This window comes from Sphingobacterium sp. HMA12, assembly GCF_002933815.1.
Lineage (GTDB): Bacteria > Bacteroidota > Bacteroidia > Sphingobacteriales > Sphingobacteriaceae > Sphingobacterium.
This window is the reverse complement of the sequence record NZ_BEYR01000003.1, coordinates 153994-174521: the sequence shown is the minus strand read 5'-3', so window position 1 is coordinate 174521 and position 20528 is coordinate 153994. Positions and strand designations below refer to the sequence as shown.

The following is a 20528-nucleotide window of genomic DNA, read 5'->3' as shown; positions in this document are numbered from 1 at the left end:
TGATCTTTTAACTCTTATTTTCCTAAAGTTTCGCAGCGTTGACCGCAAATCTACAAGAGTCAAAATTGACAAAATCAAGACAGTTTACTATTTAAAGTTGACTGTTCCACCTGCCATTTTCTTTTCAACGCGTTGTTCAGGCTTGCCATAGACATCTATCGTACCGCCACCACGTGTCTTTGTTTCTATGGAATCCACCGCATTGACTTCTGCTTTTCCACCCCCATTTACCGTCACTATAGTTGTTGTTGTCTTAAAATCCTTTCCCTCATATTTGCCACCAAAATTGGAGATAATCTCCTGTTTGTCCGCTTTACCATAAAGTGCTATTGTTGCACCGGAAGTGACTTTCACTTCTGCACTTTTTGCTTCTGCATGGAGATCAACCAGACCTCCTTCGGATGCATAGACTTTGAGATGATCAGCTAACACGGCATTGTTTGACGTCGCAAATACCTTTGCTCCTTTTTTTGCTTCTACATTTTTCAAACTTTTGTAGTACACCTTCACAGAGATATTACCGCCCTGCAGCATGTTTAGCGTATTCATTTTTAAAGCCAAAGCACCATTTGTATTGACCACCTTCACATTCTCGTAGTTCTGCCCTTCGAATGTCACCAGAGACTCATTGGCCTTGATCAATTCTACCTGTATTTTATCTGTGGCGACTACCGAACTAAAGTCCCCCACATTTTGTTTAGCCTGTCCAAATCCCACTTGGGTCACTAATAAAAGAAACGCACTGATTCCTAAAAATTTCATAGTTGTATTATTCGTTTTTTGATTACCTGATATGCCTTTCCAGCTGTATCTTCACTTAATTTGTTTACAGGGATAATATGCGCATATTGACTTCTTCCGTATGTTCTGCCGTCAAAAAACACGCCAATCATCATCCTCACGTTGCTATTTAACCTATTTTGACAAAAAAAAGGTGTCCTAAAAATTAGGACACCCTCGCTATTGATATTTTGTTTTGCTTACAATTTGCTGTTTACATCTACAGCATTCAGATCAGCAAATGCTTCTTTCAAGCGAGCAACAAATGCTTCTTCGCCCTTACGTAACCATACACGTGGGTCGTAATATTTTTTGTTTGGAGAATCAGTACCTTCAGGGTTTCCGATCTGTCCTTGCAAATAATCGTGATTTTTAGCCTCGTAAGCTCTAACACCATCCCAGAAAGCCCATTGCATATCGGTATCAATGTTCATTTTGATCGCTCCATAAGAAATAGCTTCTGCAATTTCTTCAGGTGAGGAACCAGATCCACCGTGGAACACAAAGTTAACTGGCTTTTCTGCAGTAAGCTTGTATTTCTCGCGGATATACTCTTGTGAATTATGTAAGATGACCGGTTGTAATTTTACATTGCCCGGTTTGTATACGCCATGTACGTTACCGAATGCTGCTGCAACGGTAAATTTGTCAGATACTTTAGACAATTCTTCGTATGCATAAGCAACCTCCTCTGGTTGTGTGTATAATTTAGAGCTATCCACATCTGAGTTGTCAACACCATCTTCTTCTCCACCTGTAACACCTAACTCGATCTCTACAGTCATGCCCAGTGGTTTCATACGTGCTAAGTATTTTGCAGAAATTTCGATATTTTCTTCGATTGGTTCTTCAGATAGATCCAACATATGTGAAGAGAACAAAGGTTTACCGTGTTGTGCGAAGAATTTCTCACCTGCATCCAACAAACCGTCGATCCAAGGTAAAAGTTTTTTAGCCGCGTGATCTGTGTGCAAAATTACGGCAACACCATAGTGCTCTGCCAATAAATGTACGTGCTGTGCTGCAGATACCGCACCCAATACACACGCTTGCAAGTTATCATTATTTAATGTTTTACCAGCATAGAATTGTGCACCACCGTTTGACAATTGAATAATTACAGGAGAGTTTACTGCTTTAGCAGTTTCCATTACCGCATTGATAGAATTTGTTCCGATAATGTTTACCGCAGGCAAAGCAAATTTATGTTTCTTTGCAACTTCAAACAACTCCTGTACTTGATCTCCCGTCAATACACCTTTAAAATCTTTTAGGCTCATATTACTGTTATTGATTTATTTTAATCTTTATTAACTCTTGAAGCTACTAAATTATTAAAAATAATTATTACTTCCTAATTTTTAGAGTGTACTAAATACACTATCAATTTGTTTGTTACCAGAATTGCGATAGACTACCCTTATCCACTGCTCATAATCAAATCAACCCATTCCACAGGGCTATCGCTTCTTCTGTTAAAAAATTACGCGGGATACTTAGTAATCCATTAGGGATTGATTAAATTTGGGCTCACCAATATTGGAATCATTATGCTACAGGTATACGGTATCAAAAACTGTAACACAGTAAAGAAAGCCCTAACATGGTTAGAAGAAAATCAGATTGACTTTCAATTTCATGACTTCAAGAAAGAAGGCGTCAGTGATGAAAAGCTTAAAGAATGGGAGCAAAAAGTGGACTGGCAGTCTTTGGTCAACAAAAAAGGGACAACCTGGAAGAAATTGACAGCCGAAGAGCAAGCGCAGGTTGTCGACGCCAATAGCGCCAATAAAGTGTTAAAAGAGCACACAAGCATGATCAAACGCCCTGTGATTGAATATGGCAAGGGCATCCTGCTTGGGTTCAGTGAAGACGACTATAAAATCAACTTAAAATAGTTGTTACAAGCTCCTTAAAAAGGAGCTTTTTTTTGCCTTATCTACTTTTCATTGTATATTGTGACCAATAAACGTAATTTAATTCGAACAGATATGATGAAAAGACTTGCATTGGCCTCTTTTAGCCTAATTGCATTGAGCTATGCTTTTCCGTCCTTTTCCCAGGAAAAAACATCTAACTATAGTTATACTGAAGCCTTTGCGCCGTTGTTTTTCAAAAATAATGGAAATGATTATCGCTCTGCGGCCGGCAAACCTGGTTCCGGATATTGGCAAAATGCTGCGGACTACAAAATACAGGCATCATTAAACGACCAAAATGATCAAGTAACGGGTACCGTAGAGATAACTTACAGTAATAACAGTCCCGACAATATGGATTACCTCTGGCTACAATTGGACCAAAATATGTTTTCTCAGCATGGACGTGGCCAGTTGATCTCTCCATTGACCAATAGCCGATACGGCGACGGCAACTCAAGATTTGACGGTGGTTATCAAATCCAGTCTGTCACCGATGTCAATGGAAAAACCATAGAACATATCATAGATGATACCCGCATGCAACTGCGGCTTCCAGCTGCACTAAAAAGTAAGGGTGGAAAAATCACCTTCAAGATCACCTATCAATATACAGTACCGCAATATGGTGCCGACCGTACAGGTATCCTGGATACTAAGAACGGAAAAATCTATGCCATCGCACAATGGTTTCCCAGACTTTGTGTCTATGATGATATTAGAGGCTGGAACACGTTGCCTTATACAGGCCCGGGAGAATTTTACCGCGAATTCGGAAATTATCAGGTCGAAATCACCGCGCCAGCCAGCCACATCGTCGTGCTGGGGGGCGAACTTTTAAATCCGCAGGAGGTATTCACGGCAGACCAATTCAAAAGATACCAGCTCGCCCTACGTAGTAATGAAACTGTATTGATTCGCTCCGCCGAAGAAGTAACAGCAAAAAGCTCAAGACCAGCCAAAAAGACGCTCACCTGGAAATATCAGCTCAATAATGCACAGGATATTGCCTGGGCCTCTTCCACGGCCTTTATATTGGATGGGGCAAAAATCAATTTACCAAGCGGTAAAAAAGCACTTGCCCTATCAGCCTATCCAGCAGAAAGCAATAGCAACAATGCTTGGGAACGTTCGACAGAATACACTAAGGCCGCCATCGAAATTTATTCCAAAAATTGGTTTGAATACCCCTATCCTGTAGCCGTAAATGTTGCTTCCAACGTAGGTGGCATGGAATATCCCGCCTTGTCTTTCTGCGGCAATCAAGCCAAAGCAGGTTCCCTTTGGGGAGTCACCAATCATGAATTTGGCCATAACTGGTTTCCTATGATTGTAGCGTCCAACGAACGTGAACATGGCTGGATGGATGAAGGGTTCAATACCTTCATCAATGAACTGGCAACCCAAGAATTCAATAATGGCGAATACCATCGTCCACAGACCAGTCGGTCTTATATTTTCACATCGCAAAATCTTGAGCCGATCATGAGTACACCACAAAATATGAAGGAACGCAATATTGGCGCACTTGTTTATTACAAACCAGCTTATGGGCTCAAATTATTACGTAATGAGATTATTGGCAAAGAACGCTTCGATTACGCCTTCAAAAAATATATTCAGGAATGGGCTTATAAACATCCAACACCCGAGGATTTTTTTAAAGCGATCGAAAACGGAACCGGGGAAAGCCTTAATTGGTTTTGGCGTGGATGGTTTGTCAATAACTGGCAAATGGATCAGGCGATCAAATCCGTTTCGTACGTCAACAACCAACCCATGTTAGGTGCGTTGGTCACTGTAGAGAATCTGGAAAAATTGCCCATGCCCATTATCGTTGAAGCCACCACAGTTTCGGGCAAAAAAATAAGAAAAAAATTACCTGTGGAAGTCTGGGAAAGAAATAACGTATGGCAGTTTAAAATCCCAACAAACGAGGCTTTACAGTCCGTACAGTTGGATCCTGACGATGTCATGCCTGACAAGAATCCGGATAATAATACATGGAAGGCAAATTAGAGCGGTAATTCAAAATCTATTCGTTATTTTTGGTAAAGAAATTCTACGGTATGAAACCATTATGAACACGTCAAAAAATTGCTCATAATGGTTTCATTGTGCTAGATGAATAAAACGGAAGGTAACAAGCTCATTTATGTATACATATTATATCCCCATGAAATTCACACAAACGATTCTAAGCTGTTTATTTATTATATTGATCAGCGGGCAGCTATTTGCACAGGAAAAAACCAAAGGTATTATTATGGAGCTTGTCAGCGGAGAAAAAATTGAAGCTGCACAGATCCAGAATTTACGGAGTAAGGTAGAAGTTCAGACCAATAGGGATGGATCATTTGCGATTGATGCCAGTGTCAATGATCTACTTTTGATTAAAGCAACCGGATACGAACAGGATACGGTATTTATATATGATGCGAGCTTGCGAAGAATCTATTTGAACAGAATAAATACACCCATCGAATTGAATCAGGTTGTCGTCGAACGGATGACCGATAGTAGACTTGCAGCTGAAATCCAACGCGAGAAAGTCGCCGGAAAATATTCGGATGCCAGCCAAAACCGCGGCGGGATCCGGATCTCTCCAAGCCGTATATTCAGCAAGGAAGGAAAACAAGCCCGCTCAAATTACAAACTTCTTGTTGCAGAACTGGAGAAAAGAACGGTTGATCGCAAGTTTACAGACAACCTCATTAAAGAAGTAACACCACTTGACGGATCCGAACTGGCTTTATTTAAAGAAAGATTTAGGCCTTCTTATAAGTTTATCCAAAATAGCAGTCAAGAAACATTACGGGTCTACGTGATGGATAGTTACAAGAAATTTAACGAGAAAAAATAAAAAACAACACTTTTAATCATGTGATTGTCAGAAGGTTTTAAACTGTAATATTTTTTATTTCAGTTTAAAACCTTTTCCATTACTTTTGTGTTATCAAAATTAAAAAATCAGCAAAGGGATGTTACACAACTTGAGATTTGCAACAGCTTTACATATTATGGTCTTAGCACAATTGGAGGAGTCCGGACAATGGCTTTCCTCTGAGTATATTGCTTCAAGTATCCAGGTAAACGCAGTTGTTGTCCGTAAAGAAATTTCCTCCCTGAAAGCGGCCGCTTTATTAATCAGTAAAGAGGGCAAAGGTGGCGGGATTCGCATAAATAATGAAAAAGAGCGTATCACCCTTGCGGACATTTATCAAAGTACAAAAAAAAATGAGTTATCGGGTAAATTCAATAGTCCCAACCCAGCTTGTATTGTCGGTAAAAACATTAATGCCAGATTGCAGGATCTTTATCAGGAAGTCGACACTGATATTGTCGTGCGTTTGGAAAAAATGACGCTTGCTGATTTTAGTAAAACATTTAATTAAAGACACATGAAAGTAGCAGTAATTGGATCCACAGGATATGTAGGAGCACATCTTGTTAAAGAATTGGCTGACCGAAAATACGAAGTCGTTGCACTCGCTCGCCATACAGAAAACATTCCATCGAATGACAGCATAACAAAAGTAGCGGTTGATATCTATAACCACAATCAATTGGTAAGCGCTTTAACGGGTGCAGATATCGTTGTTTCGGCATTTAACGCTGGTTGGGCCAACCCCAACCTTTACGAAGATTTTACTAAAGGGGCTTTAGCCATTCAAGAGGCGGTTAAAGATGCCGGCGTGAAACGTTTTATTGTCGTCGGTGGAGCGGGAAGTTTGTTAATCGAGGGTAATCGTCTTGTCGATTCACCTGAATTTCCAAAAGAGATCAAACCTGGAGCACTGGCCGCCGCAGATTACTTAGATACCATCCGCAAAGAAGATCAACTCGAATGGACAATGATCAGTCCTGCCATAGAAATGAATCCACAGGCAGGTGGTGTGCGAACTGGTAAGTACCGTACAGGATTGGACGCGCCGGTATTTGATCACGAAGGGCGTTCAAGACTATCTGTTGAAGATCTTGCGGTTGCCATCGTTGACGAGATCGCAAATAAACAATTTATAAACAAACGTTTTACAGCAGCATACTAATAGGATACAATCATTTGATTTATATCTTGTACAAAATTTTATTACAAAAGGGAAGCGCAATCTTCCCTTTTGTCGTTGATATCATTTATATTTGACACTAATTAAACAATTAAAAAGCTAAATAATCGTAAAGAATTAATCCTATGCTATTTAAAAAATCGATTCCTAAACTGATTGCTGAGGCAAATGAAAATGGTGAACATACACTGAAACGAACATTAACGAGTGGCGGATTAATTGCGCTAGGCGTTGGAGCCATTATTGGAGCAGGACTATTTTCCTTAACTGGAATTGCCGCTGCAGAGAATGCTGGTCCAGCTGTTATCCTATCTTTCATTATCGCTGCAGTTGGGTGTGCTTTTGCCGGTCTTTGTTACGCCGAATTTGCGTCCATGATTCCTGTCGCTGGAAGTGCTTACACCTACTCCTATGCGACAATGGGGGAATTTGTTGCCTGGATAATCGGTTGGGACCTTGTCTTGGAGTATGCACTCGCCGGTGCCACCGTAGCCGTCAGTTGGTCGCAATACTTTAATCAGCTCCTGATGATTTTCCACATCCACTTACCCGACGCCCTGCTGAAAGGCCCTTGGGAAGGTGGTATGGTTAATTTACCGGCAATCATTATTGTATGTTTGCTTTCTCTGCTATTAATGCGTGGAACACAGGAATCATCTCGCGTAAACAATATCCTGGTGATCTTAAAAGTAGGCGTTGTATTAATTTTTATCGCATTGGGATGGAGCTTTATCAACCCTGCAAACCACGATCCTTTTATCCCGGTAAATGCCGGCGAGGAACTGGTCAAAAGTGGTCAACAAAGCGTATGGACATTTCTAAAGAGCGATGACTTTGGCCATTTTGGAATCAGCGGTGTTTTGCGCGCAGCAGGTGTGGTATTCTTTGCTTTCATCGGCTTTGATGCCGTGAGTACTGCTGCTCAGGAAGCAAAAAATCCAAAAAAAGGTATGCCAATTGGTATCATCGGCTCATTGATCATCTGTACCCTTCTTTATGTGTTATTTTCTTATGTAATGACAGGTATCGAAAATTACACGATGTTTAAAGGAGACGCCAAACCAGTAGCCACGGCATTTGCGAAAACAGGATATCATTTTCTGAATACAGCATTAATTATTACGATTATTGCAGGTTATACATCTGTAATTCTTGTCATGTTACTTGGCCAGAGCCGGGTATTCTACTCCATGAGTAAAGATGGCCTGCTTCCAAAAATATTTTCTGATCTCTCCAAAAGACAGACCCCTTGGAAAACAAATGCAATCTTTATGGTATTCGTAAGTATCTTCGCTGGATTTGTTCCCGTTTCCGATCTTGGTCACATGGTGAGTATAGGTACCTTATTTGCCTTTACATTGGTTTGTGTGGGTATATTGGTACTCCGCAAAACGGATCCCAATCTGGAACGTCCATTCAAAACGCCTTTAGTTCCTTTTGTTCCGATCATGGGTATCATTGTCTGTGTGCTGATGATGGCTTCATTGCCTATTGAAAGCTGGGAGCGTTTGGCAATTTGGCTGGCTTTAGGTCTACTGATTTACTTCGTTTATGGTAAGAAACATAGTGTGATCCGGAAACAACACCGGGATCAACAAGGTATAGAATAATAGAGACAAACACATATAGTAATACTTGTATTGGTATAAAACTAGCGGGCTTCTAAAAAAGAAGCCCGCTAGTTTTATACTCTCAAAAAGCGCTTACAAAGCGCTTAGTTTAAAATAACCATTTGCAATTACATCTTCTTTCAGTCCGATTTTGGGCACAATTTGAATATGGTATTTTTCTTTATCCGCATCAAGCAATAGGTCTTCTATTTCATAAATATCATCGACATCCAAGCCATATTTATCATCAATATGAGCCGTGCTATGGTGCTTCCAAAAAACAGTTCGTTTAGCTTTCTCAGTAGCTTTTCCCAAATTCGGTGCAACAATGAGTTCTTTATAATGAAATTCATCAAACTCATTCGGTTTATAACCGCCTAGATTGACAAAAAATAACTTCAATTCTGCATCTGAAATTGCCACATCATTTTTTTCCACGACCGTAATTTCATACTCGCCAATCTTATTGACGATCCGATAAGCATCAATATGAATTTTACCATCGGCATCAGGCCAAAAATCTTTAATTGGCTCTATAAAATCCTTCAGTTCATTTCCGATTCCGAAAAAAATATCATGCTGTTCCGTACGTCTATTTTTCGGTTTGCAACCGATCAAAATCATAAATAATTTCATACGCAAATAATCTTTTTTTGAATGGCAAAATGGAATATCCAAGTTATTTTCATCAGTATTTGTGCTTTCCAATCACGGATATTTCATAACTTAAGCCCATTAAACAATAAAAATAACGATTATTCACCACATTTAATGCAGATAAAACGCAGACTATGAGTAAAATTTTCCTATCATTTACGTTACTGTTTCTATCATTGTGTTCTTTTGGACAGAAGCGAAGCACCGATAAAAAACTCGAAACACAAATTAAACAGCTTATTCAGGGTTTTCAGGGAGAAATAGGTGTCTATGTACATAACCTAAAGAAACACAAGGAAGTTAATATCGGAGCCGACAACATCTTTCCTACAGCAAGCGTTGTCAAAATCCCTATTTTAGTGGGTGTCTTTGATAAAATTGAAAAAGGACAGTTGCAATTAGATCAGGAGCTTATCTACCGCGAAAACCAAAAATATGGTGGTTCGGGCCTAATGCAATTCTTTAAGGACAGCAGCAAGGTTGACCTCAAAACTCTTGTCGCCCTTATGCTTTCTTACAGTGACAATGTCACAAGCATCTGGAATCAAAAACTTGCGGGTGGGGGAATAGCCATCAACACACTGATGGCCGACCTTCAATTGCAGCATACGCGTGTAAACTCACAAACTGAAGGAAGAAAAGCAGACTGGGAAAAATATGGCTGGGGACAGACCACACCAAAAGAGATGGCCGATCTCCTCACCCTGATCCGTCAGGGCAAGGTAATCTCGGAAAAATCTTCCGATCGCATGTATCGTTTTCTGGGCAATATGTTCTACGACGAAAGGGGGCTTTCTCAAATTCCGGCGACCGTAAAAGCAGCCTCCAAAACGGGGTCACTGGATGATGTACGTAATGAAGTCATGTTGGTTAATGCGCCCAAAGGCGATTATGTTTTTAGTATATTCACCAAAAACAATCAGGATCAGAGCTGGGGAAAAACCAATGCAGCAGAAGTGCTGACACGTAAGCTCTCCAAACTACTATGGGATTATTACAATAAATAAATTACATACTTCAGGATTATACCATGATGATAGGTAATCTGACGGGTCGATTCTTGAATCGGGCATGAGTTGTAAAAAAAACAGGGAACTCTTCAGTTCCCTGTTTTTTATCTTACGATGCGATAAGCGAATTAGTTTTTCAATTATTTATTTACCAAAGTCTTGGCTTTTCAGCTAAAATTGTCGCCTACTTTTTAAAAGCGTCTTTCACATCTTTAGCAGCCTCTTTCGTACCGGAAGCAACATCTTTGGCTACTTTTTTAGTACCATCAGCAACATCACCAGCTACTTTTTTAGTTCCATCCGCGACATCTTTTGCTACATCTTTAGTTTTATCGGCAGCTTTATTTGCAGCGTCTACTGTAGCATCTTTTGCGTCTTTCAATCCTTCTTTCACATCCTGACCAGCATCGCGTAAAGCAGTTTTGGTTTTTTCCCAAGCGGTATTGGCCTCGTCAGAAGCAGCACGCGCTTTCTCTTCAGCAGCTTTATCGCCTTTGGCAATCGCTTCATCTAAAGCTTTTTTTGCTTCCTCAGCCTTCAAACGCGCACTTTCTTCGGCGTTCCTTAAGTCTGCAATCGCTGCATCTACATGCTCGCCTGCTGTCTGTACAGTATCAGTCGAATCTGACGCTTTTTTCTCTGAATTGTTGCAAGAAGACATTACCAATGCTCCTGCTACTACCGCTAAAAGTGCAATTTTTTTCATTAGATTATTTGTTTTTTAATGGCAAGAAGTCATCAGGAGGTTGTATTCGCCCATTTTTGACTCCTATCAACCACATGATGGTTTCATGTAAGTTTGTAATTATATGATTAATTAGTCTTTAATTTACAACTTCTATGCCAAATAGACAAATTTACTGTTTTGGATAAATTGTTCCCTTTGCGGCTTCCAAGGTATTCTTCAATAAACCAACAATCGTCATCAGTCCTACTCCACCCGGTACCGGAGTGATCCAAGACGCTTTAGGTGCCACATGCTCAAAATCCACGTCACCATATAATTTAAATCCTGATTTTGTCTCCGTAGATGTCTCTCTATTGATACCCACGTCAATCACTACAGCCCCCTCTTTGACCATGTCCGCGGTTACAAAATTCTTTTTGCCGATCGCTGCCACGACGATGTCACCGCGCAGTACTTCTGTTTTCAGATCTTGGGTACGGCTATGTGTCAAGGTCACGGTACAGTTTCCGGGATTAGCATTACGCGCCAGTAGTATACTCATTGGAGAACCGACAATATTGCTTCGGCCTACGACTACGGCATGTTTGCCCGCTGTCTCGATCTTATAGTAGTCCAGCATCAACATAATACCATAAGGTGTCGCTGGGATAAAACATGGAAGATTACGTTGCATTCGTCCCAAGTTGACCGGGTGAAATCCATCCACATCCTTACGGTAATCAATTGCTTCGGTAATCTTGTCCGGATCAATATGTTTTGGTAAAGGCAATTGTACGATCAGGCCATCGATGGAATCATCTTTATTGATTTCTTTGACCTTAGCGATCAATTCCTCTTCAGAGATCGTCTCATCATAACGGATGTTTGTCGACTCAAAGCCGACCAATTGACAATTACGCATTTTGCTGGCCACATAAGTTTCGCTACCACCGTCGTTACCAACAAGGATAGCTACCAAATGTGGTTTCCGACCCGTTTGAGTTGTAAATTCAGCCGCATCTAGAGCAATCTGCTCTTTAATTTTTTCGGAAACTAGTTTACCATCTAATAGATTCATGTTTAGGAGATTTGATTGTATTTAAAAGGAGCCCAAGAGCTCCTTTATTTTGTATAATTTAAAATGATATTAATCCAATTTCAATACCGCCATAAATGCAGATTGCGGAATTTCTACGTTCCCCACCTGACGCATGCGTTTTTTACCTTTCTTCTGTTTTTCCAACAATTTACGTTTACGGGAGATATCACCACCATAACATTTTGCGGTTACATCCTTACGCAATGCGGAAATTGTTTCACGGGCGATGATCTTTGCACCAATAGAAGCCTGGATCCGGATCTCAAATTGTTGTCGTGGCAACAGTTCCTTCAATTTCTCACATATTTTCTTACCGAAATCGTAGGCATTGCTTCTGTGGATCAACGAAGACAGGGCATCGACAGGTTCATCATTCAATCGGATATCCAATTTAACAAGATCCGAAGTACGGTAACCGATCTGGTGATAGTCAAATGAAGCATAACCTTTGGAAATTGTTTTCAACTTGTCATAAAAGTCAAATACAATCTCACCCATTGGCATTTCAAAAACCAATTCGACACGATCTGAAGTCAGGTAATGCTGGTTCATGATTGTACCGCGTTTTTGAATACACAAAGACATGATCGGCCCTACAAAGTCCGATTTGGTTATGATATTCGCTTTGATATAAGGTTCTTCAATTGAATCTAATTTACTTGGATCAGGTAGGTCCGAAGGATTGTGCACAATGACCTCTTCCTTATCCTTCGTCATGTATGCTTTGTAAGATACGTTGGGAACGGTAGTGATTACCGTCATATCAAACTCTCTTTCCAGACGCTCCTGAATAATCTCCATGTGGAGCATACCCAAGAAACCACAACGGAAACCAAAACCTAAGGCAGCTGAAGACTCTGGTTCAAACACCAAAGAAGCATCGTTCAATTGCAGGCGGTGCATCGATTCGCGCAATTCCTCGTAGTCTTCTGTATCTACGGGATAGATACCGGCAAAGACCATTGGTTTTACTTCCTCAAATCCCTGGATTGCTTCACCGCAAGGCCGGTCTTTATGCGTAATGGTATCCCCTACTTTCACTTCACGTGCTTCCTTGATACCAGAAATAATATAGCCTACATCCCCCGTTTTGATGACTTCTTTTGGCACTTGATTAAGCTTCAACGTACCGATCTCGTCAGCAAAATATTCTTTACCTGTGGCCACGAATTTTACCCTGTCTCCCTTACGGATCTCACCATTTTCAACTTTGAAATAAGCCATGATCCCACGGAATGAATTAAATACAGAGTCAAAAATCAATGCCTGTAATGGTGCATCAGCATCACCTACAGGATGTGGGATACGTTCAACAATGGCTTCCAGAATATCCGGGACCCCAAGGCCAGTCTTTCCAGAAGCAGGAATAATCGCATCACGCTCACCACCGATCAGGTCAACAATTTGATCTTTCACCTCTTCGGGCATCGCACCCGGAAGGTCCATCTTATTTAAGATCGGGATGATTTCCAGATCATGCTCCAAAGCCAAATATAAATTTGAGATTGTTTGTGCCTGAATCCCCTGTGATGCATCCACAATTAACAACGCCCCTTCACAGGCAGCGATAGAACGGGATACTTCATAGGAAAAGTCAACGTGTCCGGGGGTATCAATCAGGTTCAAAATATATTCCTGACCATCTTTTTTATAATTCATTTGGATGGCGTGACTCTTGATCGTAATACCACGTTCACGTTCCAAATCCATATTATCAAGTAATTGTGCCTGTGCTTCGCGCTGACTGATGGTATTGGTATACTCTAAAAGGCGATCTGCCAAAGTACTTTTGCCATGGTCAATATGCGCAATAATACAGAAATTACGAATGTGCTTCATATAGGATTTTTAAACTCTTTTGCTAAAAGGCAAAGATACCTTTTTTTATACATATTTATAGAATCAAGTATATTTTTCATCAGTTGACTGTAGCCTAATGAAAAGTTTTGCTACACACATGAGGCACAAGCAGAAAGCATTTTCATTTTCAATCCGCTACGGCGTAGGAAAAATGTTTCTGGTTGCGGGTTACCTTATCCATATCCCAGGCGATCTTACCTTCAAATTTTTCCGAGCGTATAGGACAGTCCGCAACCTGGCAATAACGGCAGCATTGTGGGAGACAGGGATCCGCATGGACAAAAAACTCAGTACGCACAGACATTTCCTTATTGACTATCTTATCAACAGCCGAAATTTCATCATGAACTTTCACCAGATCGAGGTAATTTGGCAAAGTGAGGTGACAGTCGACATGCAGTTCATTGCCATAGCGCTGCACCCGAAGATTGTGCACATCAATCCACTCAGCCTTACGATTACGTTCCAAAATCGCTACCACATCCTGCACAAGTTCGGTATCTGATTCATCCATCAGTCCACCGATAGACTGCCGAAGTAATTTGTAGCCATTAAACAAAATAAAGAGCCCTAATATAATCGAGATCACCACATCAATCCATTGGAATCCCGTTAGCTTCATCAGCAGTAAACCCAAGATCAATCCAATTGTGCTGTAAGCATCCACCTGCAGGTGTTTGCCATCGGCCACCAGTGTAATTGATCCCAGAATGCGGCCCCTTTTCATGATATAAAATCCGACAGCAAAATTGATCAACGAGGTGATTCCGATCAGGTAGATCCCCTGTTCGAGATGAGTGATCTCGGCAGGAAAAAAGATATTGTAACAAGCTTTGGCTAAAATAATCGCTCCAGCGATAAAAATCAGTCCACCCTCAAGAAAAACAGAAAAGAACTCAACTTTACCGTGTCCATAGGGGTGATTCTCATCTTTAGGCTGAGCCGCAAGATAAATACTATAGAAAGCGAAACCAGAAGCGATCACATTGACGATACTTTCGGCGGCATCTGTAAAGATGGCACTGGAATCTGTCAAAAAATAAGCTACGAACTTAATGATCATTAAGCCTATTCCTGTAAACAGCGATAATAAAACCAATCTTGTTTGTCTCGACATGACCTGTATTTTGTAGGGCAAAGGTAAAGATATAACGCCAAATCAAATTGATTAGTTTTACACATCAATACCAAAAAGATGTCGATATTAACAGGCTAAATCGCGACAATCACTTTTTATTAGCAAAGCCCCAATAAAAACAGCCCTTTTATTTGTAAATTTTCAAAAATAAAGGCAATTATTTGCAACGTATATAATATCTTTGTCTTACCATGAGCACATCATCATACTTATCAGACAGGATAAATAATTTGTCCGAATCGGCTACACTTAAAATGACCAAGTTGGGCCGCGAATTAGCAGCAAAAGGCGTTAATGTAATCAGCCTTAGCGTAGGTGAACCTGATTTTAACACTCCTGAACATGTAAAAGATGCAGCAAAAAAGGCCTTGGATGAAAACTGGACACGTTATTCGCCAGTACCGGGATACCCTGAATTGCGTCAGGCAATCGTGAATAAATTGAAGACAGAGAATAATCTGGATTATGATATTTCGCAGATCGTTGTTTCAACAGGTGCAAAACAATCCCTGTCTAATGTGATCCTAACGTTGATCAATCCGGGTGATGAGGTAATTATACCTACACCATACTGGGTATCATATTCTGAAATGGTTGTTTTAGCAGAGGGAAAATCAGTATTTATCAATACGGAAATAGACAATAACTTTAAGATTACGCCAGCACAATTGGAAGCGGCCATTACGCCAAAAACCAAATTGTTTATGTTCTCTTCACCGAACAATCCAACAGGAACAGTTTACAGTAAAGATGAATTAGCAGCATTGGCTAAGGTTTTCGAAAAGCATCCGCAGGTATTTATTCTCTCTGACGAGATCTATGAGCACATCAACTTTGTGGACAAACACGAATCCATCGCACAGTTTGATAGCATCAAAGATCGAGTTATTATCATCAATGGTTTTTCAAAAGCCTTTGCGATGACAGGCTGGCGTTTAGGGTATATTGCGGCCAACAAAACTATTGCGGCAGCAAATGATAAATTACAAGGTCAGACAACTTCAGGTACTTGCTCAATTTCACAACGTGCAGGTATTGTTGCATACGAACAGGGATTAGCGTCGGTCAATAAAATGAAAGAAGCCTTTGCGCGTCGTCGTCAATTGGTTTACGATCTATTGAGCGATATCCCGGGTATACGTACCAATCTTCCAGAAGGTGCATTTTATTTCTTCCCGGAAATTTCATCTTTCTTTGGTAAAAAAGACCAGGATGGTAATATCATCAAAAACTCATCTGATCTAGCTTTATATCTACTGAATGTTGGTCATGTCGCTACTGTAGGCGGTGATTCATTTGGTAATGACAACTACATCCGCTTATCGTATGCTGCTTCTGACGAAAGTCTGATCGAAGCATTAAAGCGCATCAAAGCAGCATTAGGCAAATTAGCATAATCAGTATACACGATAAAAAAATGGGCTGTTCAATAAAATTGAACAGCCCATTTTTTTATCAATCTCAGTCTTATCAATCCCACTGTATTCCCCACAGCGGTATAATCCAATACGTTCTCTTATTTAATATGCTCCATCACTTCAATAAATTTCCTTCCCTTGTTCTTCGGGTCAAAAAGCATTTTTTCTACCTTATCTAGTTCGAGGGCCTCTAAATGGCCGGGCAGCATACTCTCTTTCATCAATCTCAGCAATTGCGCCCAGTCGGTACGATTAATCCTGTGCTGGATCAATTGCATCATCTGCGCGGCATTACGGTATTCCTTTCCTGCTTTCAGTTCTACTACCATATTCATCCAGTCACCGTAAGTGAAAACTCTGTTTTTTTTCCGTTGCAGTTGCAATGCTTTCATCTTAACCATATCATAGCCTAGCAGCATTTCCGTGACAGAATCAATCTCCATACAGGCAGCAATTTTTTTATAATCTTTTGGGAACTCTACCCGCGCATCGTCATCCAGGAGCTTACAGAACGCGGGCACCTCCTTTTTTAGAGAATCACAGTCCTGCTGTGCCTGCAGCTCTGTTGTCATCATCAGTACGAGTGCGATCGCTAATATCCGTAGATAAATAGATTTCAGTTTCATGTTCCGAAGATACTCATTTCCCAGAAATATCATTCCCAGCACATAATTTTCATTGATTTTAGCGCTTCATATAAATATTTATTACATTTACCTCTATGAGTATTTTAACAGAAAAATTCAAAACGAAGCACGATACCGCTCCGTTTTCACAGATAAAAAACGAAGATTATATCCCCGCATTTGATGCGGCAATCCAAAAAACAAAAGATGAAGTTGACGCCATCGTCAACAGTTCCGAAGCACCCAACTTTGACAATACCATTGCGGCGATGTCTTATTCGGGGCAAACGCTGGATAGATTATCCAGCATCTTTTTCAACTTACATTCTGCGGAGACCAATGATGAACTTGAAAAGATAGCGCAGGATGTCGCGCCTAAATTGTCCGCTTTGGGCAACGACATCATGTTAAACTTTGATCTCTTCAAACGCGTAAAAGCAGTTTACGATCAGAAAGATCAACTGTCGCTTACGGCGGAACAAGCAACTCTATTGGAAAAATCCTATAAAGATTTTGTCCGCAATGGGGCACTACTAAACGATGAGCAGAAAGAGCAGTTACGTTCGATTGATGCCGAACTGTCACTTTTAAAATTAAAATTCGGTGAGAATGTCCTTGCGGAAACCAATGCCTATCAGCTCCTGGTTACTCAAGAGAAGGATCTAGCCGGACTTCCAGAGGGAGCCATTGAGGCAGCCCATGCTTTAGCCAAAGCCAATGAAAAAGAAGGTTGGTTATTTACCTTGGATTTCCCAAGTTACCTCCCTTTCGTCACCTATGCCGACAACCGCGAATTGCGTAAGGAGATTACCTTGGCGGCAGGAAGAAAGGCCTTTCAGGACAATGCATACAACAACGTCGAAAACGTGTTGAAAATCGTAAAACTACGTTTTGAACGCGCTAAATTATTGAGTTATGCAACCCATGCAGATTTTGTACTAGCCGAGCGCATGGCACAAAACCCAACAAAAGTAACCGAATTTCTGAATGATTTGCTTGGAAAAGCAAAACCTGCTGCACAGCAAGAGTTTGCCGAATTGAGTGCTTTTGCCAAGAAACTAGACGGAATTGAACAGCTGGAGAAATGGGATGGCGCTTACTATGCAGAAAAACTAAAGCAAGAGCGCTTTAATCTGGATGATGAAAAGCTAAAGCCCTATTTTAAACTCGAAAATGTATTGCACGGCGCTTTTGAGGTTGCCCACCGCCTATTTGGCATCAATTTCAAAGAAGTCAACGACATTGAAACCTATCACGAAGAAGTACAGACTTTTGAAGTTACTAAGGATAACGGCGAGATCGTCGCTATATTCTATGCCGATTTCTTTCCTCGCAAAGGGAAACGAAATGGCGCCTGGATGACTTCCTTCAAACCACAGTATGTACAAAATGGGAAGCAAGAACGTCCACATGTATCTATTGTCTGCAATTTCACCCGTCCGACGGCAACGAAACCTTCCTTATTGACCTTTCAGGAAGTAACGACACTGTTTCATGAATTCGGACATGCCCTGCATGGAATGTTGGCGGATACGATCTATCCGACTTTATCCGGTACATCAGTCTATTGGGATTTTGTCGAGTTACCAAGTCAGGTATTGGAAAACTGGTGTTACGAAAAAGAGGCGCTGGAATTATTTGCAAAACATTATGAAACAGGCGAAGTGATCCCGATGGAACTCGTGGAAAAAATCCGTGAGAGTGCATCTTTTCTAGAAGGAATAGCTACGATGCGCCAGTTAAGCTTTGGCTTATTGGATATGGGCTGGCATGGGCAAGACCCAAGTAGCATCGCTGATTTGAAAGCATTCGAAGACCAGCAATTCGCCTCTACAAAACTATACCCAGACGTAAAAGAAAATGCCATGAGTACGGCCTTCTCCCATATTTTCAATGGTGGCTATTCCTCCGGTTATTACAGTTACAAATGGGCTGAAGTATTGGACGCAGACGCATTTGACTACTTCAAACAAAATGGTATTTTCAACACCGAAGTTGCCCATAAATTTCAAGCTAATATCCTATCCAAGGGCGGAACAGAACATCCGATGGTGCTCTACAAGCGTTTCAGAGGTCAAGAACCATCTGTCGAACCCCTACTCAAACGAGCAGGATTGATAAAATAAAGGATAGCGCGAAATATCAATTTTGGAAAATGGCACCAAATGATATTTTTGAAACACTGTCCGATCAGCAAATAAGGTCCAGGTTCGATGATGAATTTTGGACCTTATTCTACCGCAATATCTCTATTCGCCCAAAGACTGTGACAATCATAAAGATTTTGCTATATTCACCCTATATTAATTCTTCAAAAAGATTGAAATTAGGATCAATCCAAATAGCCCCATACCATGAGTGAAATCAACTTCTTATTGCGCGATAAAAACCGGCGAAAATTTTTCTTCAAGTGCATTTTAATTGGACTTCCCATATTGATAAGTGCAGCATTGCTGGTCAATTATATGGAAGACCGCTCAGCTGCCAAAGGTACTCCGAACGACAAAGGCGGAATGGACTATTATTTTAGGGATGCCGTTACCGAAACTGCACCCGATGTGTTATGTAATTTGATTCCCATGTATCCCAATGGCAAAATTAGTTACTATAATTTTTCCACCGATCAAGCCAGTAATCTATCTGGGGACCTTTTCCTATTTACCCCAGATTCTTTTGAACAAGTAAAATCATACTATAAGGAAAAAGGAAGGACAGTTGATGATGGAACTGATACATTTATCTGTACTATTGCAGGCAAAAAAATAACCTTAAGTAAGTTCACCACCAAAAAAGACGACCCTGTTCAGGGCGAAAACAAGATTAATATTTCATTTTAATTTTTGTTGCCTTAGAGTCCATAGCAGTTGAATTTACCGTAGTATATCAAGTTATGTTTAAGAGCTCCGCAGCATCCGTTATGCCTGTTATAAATTGAACATGTATTGCTATGCCGATATTTTAGGAGCTTTAAAGCCAATAAAAATAGGTTTATGTTGATTTATCATCAAAAAAGCTGTACCTTTGTATGACATAATTGGGGTTGACCGGAATTGACAGGATGGAGACGGTTATGTAAGCATGTAGTGCGTTGTTAGTAGAGCACTTTAATCTGAACTTTCAGAATTATAACTGGCGAAGAAAACTACGCCTTAGCTGCTTAAGTTAGACTTAACATAGCTATTTGTCCCGTTAGATCCTGTTCTTTGGTTTAACATTCGGGGCATCGAACGATAGAACTGGCAAGTGTGATGTTGCTAAGCACTTGTGAGAAACAGCAACTACGGCGTACGGTATAGGTAAGCGACTCACCTTCCCTCGCCCGACAATCAAAGAGAAGCTAAACATGTAGAAAGCGTATACAGTACCATGACTGGACGAGAGTTCGAATCTCTCCAGCTCCACTTAAGGAGACACTTCATAGAAAGTGTCTCCTTTTTTTATACCCCTAAAAAACTGTGAACCAACCTATTAAAGCACATTCATTTAGAGTTCGAAAATTTTAAAAAAATTATTTAGGCTTTGGATACCGATGACGTAAAAAACGAGGTTTATGACATCTCTGTACTCTTTTTTCAAGAGTTCGATATCTCCTTAGGGGGATTAGGCGTTTAGGCTAAATTTTAATGGTTGGGCAATTCAGAAACTAGTTTACTCAAAAGAATTAAAGACCGAAATTT

General features: G+C 40.5%; 18 protein-coding genes and 1 other RNA gene. 11 read left to right on the top strand and 8 right to left on the bottom strand.

The features are described from left to right. Positions 1-87: 87 nt before the first annotated feature. Together HMAT_RS17580 and fbaA are read right to left on the bottom strand one after the other, a co-directional pair. Complete coding sequence (locus HMAT_RS17580) at positions 88-762, bottom strand: head GIN domain-containing protein (protein ID WP_104384169.1); 675 nt, start codon at positions 760-762, stop codon at positions 88-90. Positions 763-980: 218 nt separating this feature from the next. Further along, positions 981-2060 (bottom strand): class II fructose-bisphosphate aldolase, encoded by a 1080-nt coding sequence (gene fbaA / locus HMAT_RS17575; protein ID WP_104384168.1) that lies wholly within the window; start codon positions 2058-2060, stop codon positions 981-983. A gap of 270 nt (positions 2061-2330) precedes the next feature. On the opposite strand from fbaA, the gene HMAT_RS17570 reads away from it, so the two are divergent. The 6 genes from HMAT_RS17570 to HMAT_RS17545 all read left to right on the top strand — a co-directional run bounded on the left by HMAT_RS17570 (position 2331) and on the right by HMAT_RS17545 (position 8376). Beyond that, on the top strand, positions 2331-2678 hold the full coding sequence (locus tag HMAT_RS17570) for an ArsC family reductase (RefSeq protein ID WP_104384167.1): 348 nt from the start codon (positions 2331-2333) through the stop codon (positions 2676-2678). Between the two features lie 93 nt (positions 2679-2771). Further along, entirely contained in the window at positions 2772-4718 is a 1947-nt protein-coding gene (locus HMAT_RS17565; protein WP_199768700.1) for a M1 family metallopeptidase, read from the top strand. 136 nt (positions 4719-4854) lie between these two features. Then, a complete protein-coding gene (locus HMAT_RS17560; protein ID WP_158655977.1) occupies positions 4855-5562 on the top strand; it encodes a hypothetical protein in 708 nt (235 codons plus the stop codon). A 118-nt stretch (positions 5563-5680) separates the two neighbouring features. Further along, positions 5681-6094: an Rrf2 family transcriptional regulator gene (locus tag HMAT_RS17555; RefSeq protein WP_104384164.1), complete on the top strand. Its 414-nt coding sequence runs from the start codon at positions 5681-5683 to the stop codon at positions 6092-6094. 6 nt (positions 6095-6100) lie between these two features. Further along, a complete protein-coding gene (locus tag HMAT_RS17550; protein ID WP_104384163.1) occupies positions 6101-6748 on the top strand; it encodes an NAD(P)-dependent oxidoreductase in 648 nt (215 codons plus the stop codon). Between the two features lie 143 nt (positions 6749-6891). Beyond that, positions 6892-8376: an amino acid permease gene (locus HMAT_RS17545; RefSeq protein WP_104384162.1), complete on the top strand. Its 1485-nt coding sequence runs from the start codon at positions 6892-6894 to the stop codon at positions 8374-8376. Between the two features lie 93 nt (positions 8377-8469). Here the strand turns inward: HMAT_RS17545 and HMAT_RS17540 are convergent, their stop codons facing one another. Then, complete coding sequence (locus tag HMAT_RS17540) at positions 8470-9012, bottom strand: DUF1543 domain-containing protein (protein WP_104384456.1); 543 nt, start codon at positions 9010-9012, stop codon at positions 8470-8472. Positions 9013-9167: 155 nt separating this feature from the next. On the opposite strand from HMAT_RS17540, the gene HMAT_RS17535 reads away from it, so the two are divergent. Then, a complete protein-coding gene (locus HMAT_RS17535; protein WP_104384161.1) occupies positions 9168-10040 on the top strand; it encodes a serine hydrolase in 873 nt (290 codons plus the stop codon). A gap of 187 nt (positions 10041-10227) precedes the next feature. Here HMAT_RS17535 and HMAT_RS17530 read toward each other — a convergent pair whose 3' ends face one another. The 4 genes from HMAT_RS17530 to HMAT_RS17515 all read right to left on the bottom strand — a co-directional run bounded on the left by HMAT_RS17530 (position 10228) and on the right by HMAT_RS17515 (position 14786). Next, on the bottom strand, positions 10228-10749 hold the full coding sequence (locus HMAT_RS17530) for a hypothetical protein (protein WP_104384160.1): 522 nt from the start codon (positions 10747-10749) through the stop codon (positions 10228-10230). 151 nt (positions 10750-10900) lie between these two features. Further along, positions 10901-11788 (bottom strand): bifunctional 5,10-methylenetetrahydrofolate dehydrogenase/5,10-methenyltetrahydrofolate cyclohydrolase, encoded by an 888-nt coding sequence (locus HMAT_RS17525; RefSeq protein WP_104384159.1) that lies wholly within the window; start codon positions 11786-11788, stop codon positions 10901-10903. Between the two features lie 69 nt (positions 11789-11857). Continuing rightward, positions 11858-13648, bottom strand: a complete 1791-nt coding sequence (gene lepA, locus HMAT_RS17520; RefSeq protein WP_104384158.1) for a translation elongation factor 4 — start codon at positions 13646-13648, stop codon at positions 11858-11860. Between the two features lie 148 nt (positions 13649-13796). Continuing rightward, a complete protein-coding gene (locus HMAT_RS17515) occupies positions 13797-14786 on the bottom strand; it encodes a cation diffusion facilitator family transporter (RefSeq protein ID WP_104384157.1) in 990 nt (329 codons plus the stop codon). A 212-nt stretch (positions 14787-14998) separates the two neighbouring features. Here HMAT_RS17515 and HMAT_RS17510 point away from each other — a divergent pair, with 212 nt between their 5' ends. Next, the gene (locus HMAT_RS17510; protein ID WP_233789422.1) at positions 14999-16204 is read left to right on the top strand and encodes a pyridoxal phosphate-dependent aminotransferase; all 1206 of its coding nucleotides are present in this window, start codon (positions 14999-15001) and stop codon (positions 16202-16204) included. 119 nt (positions 16205-16323) lie between these two features. Here HMAT_RS17510 and HMAT_RS17505 read toward each other — a convergent pair whose 3' ends face one another. Next, entirely contained in the window at positions 16324-16851 is a 528-nt protein-coding gene (locus HMAT_RS17505; protein ID WP_158655976.1) for a hypothetical protein, read from the bottom strand. A 95-nt stretch (positions 16852-16946) separates the two neighbouring features. On the opposite strand from HMAT_RS17505, the gene HMAT_RS17500 reads away from it, so the two are divergent. The 3 genes from HMAT_RS17500 to ssrA all read left to right on the top strand — a co-directional run bounded on the left by HMAT_RS17500 (position 16947) and on the right by ssrA (position 20255). Beyond that, positions 16947-18977: a M3 family metallopeptidase gene (locus HMAT_RS17500; RefSeq protein ID WP_104384154.1), complete on the top strand. Its 2031-nt coding sequence runs from the start codon at positions 16947-16949 to the stop codon at positions 18975-18977. Positions 18978-19205: 228 nt separating this feature from the next. Then, positions 19206-19688, top strand: coding sequence for a hypothetical protein (locus tag HMAT_RS17490; protein WP_104384152.1), 483 nt, complete (start codon positions 19206-19208; stop codon positions 19686-19688). 199 nt (positions 19689-19887) lie between these two features. Beyond that, positions 19888-20255: a transfer-messenger RNA gene (gene ssrA, locus HMAT_RS17485) on the top strand. The last annotated feature ends 273 nt before the right edge of the window (positions 20256-20528 follow it).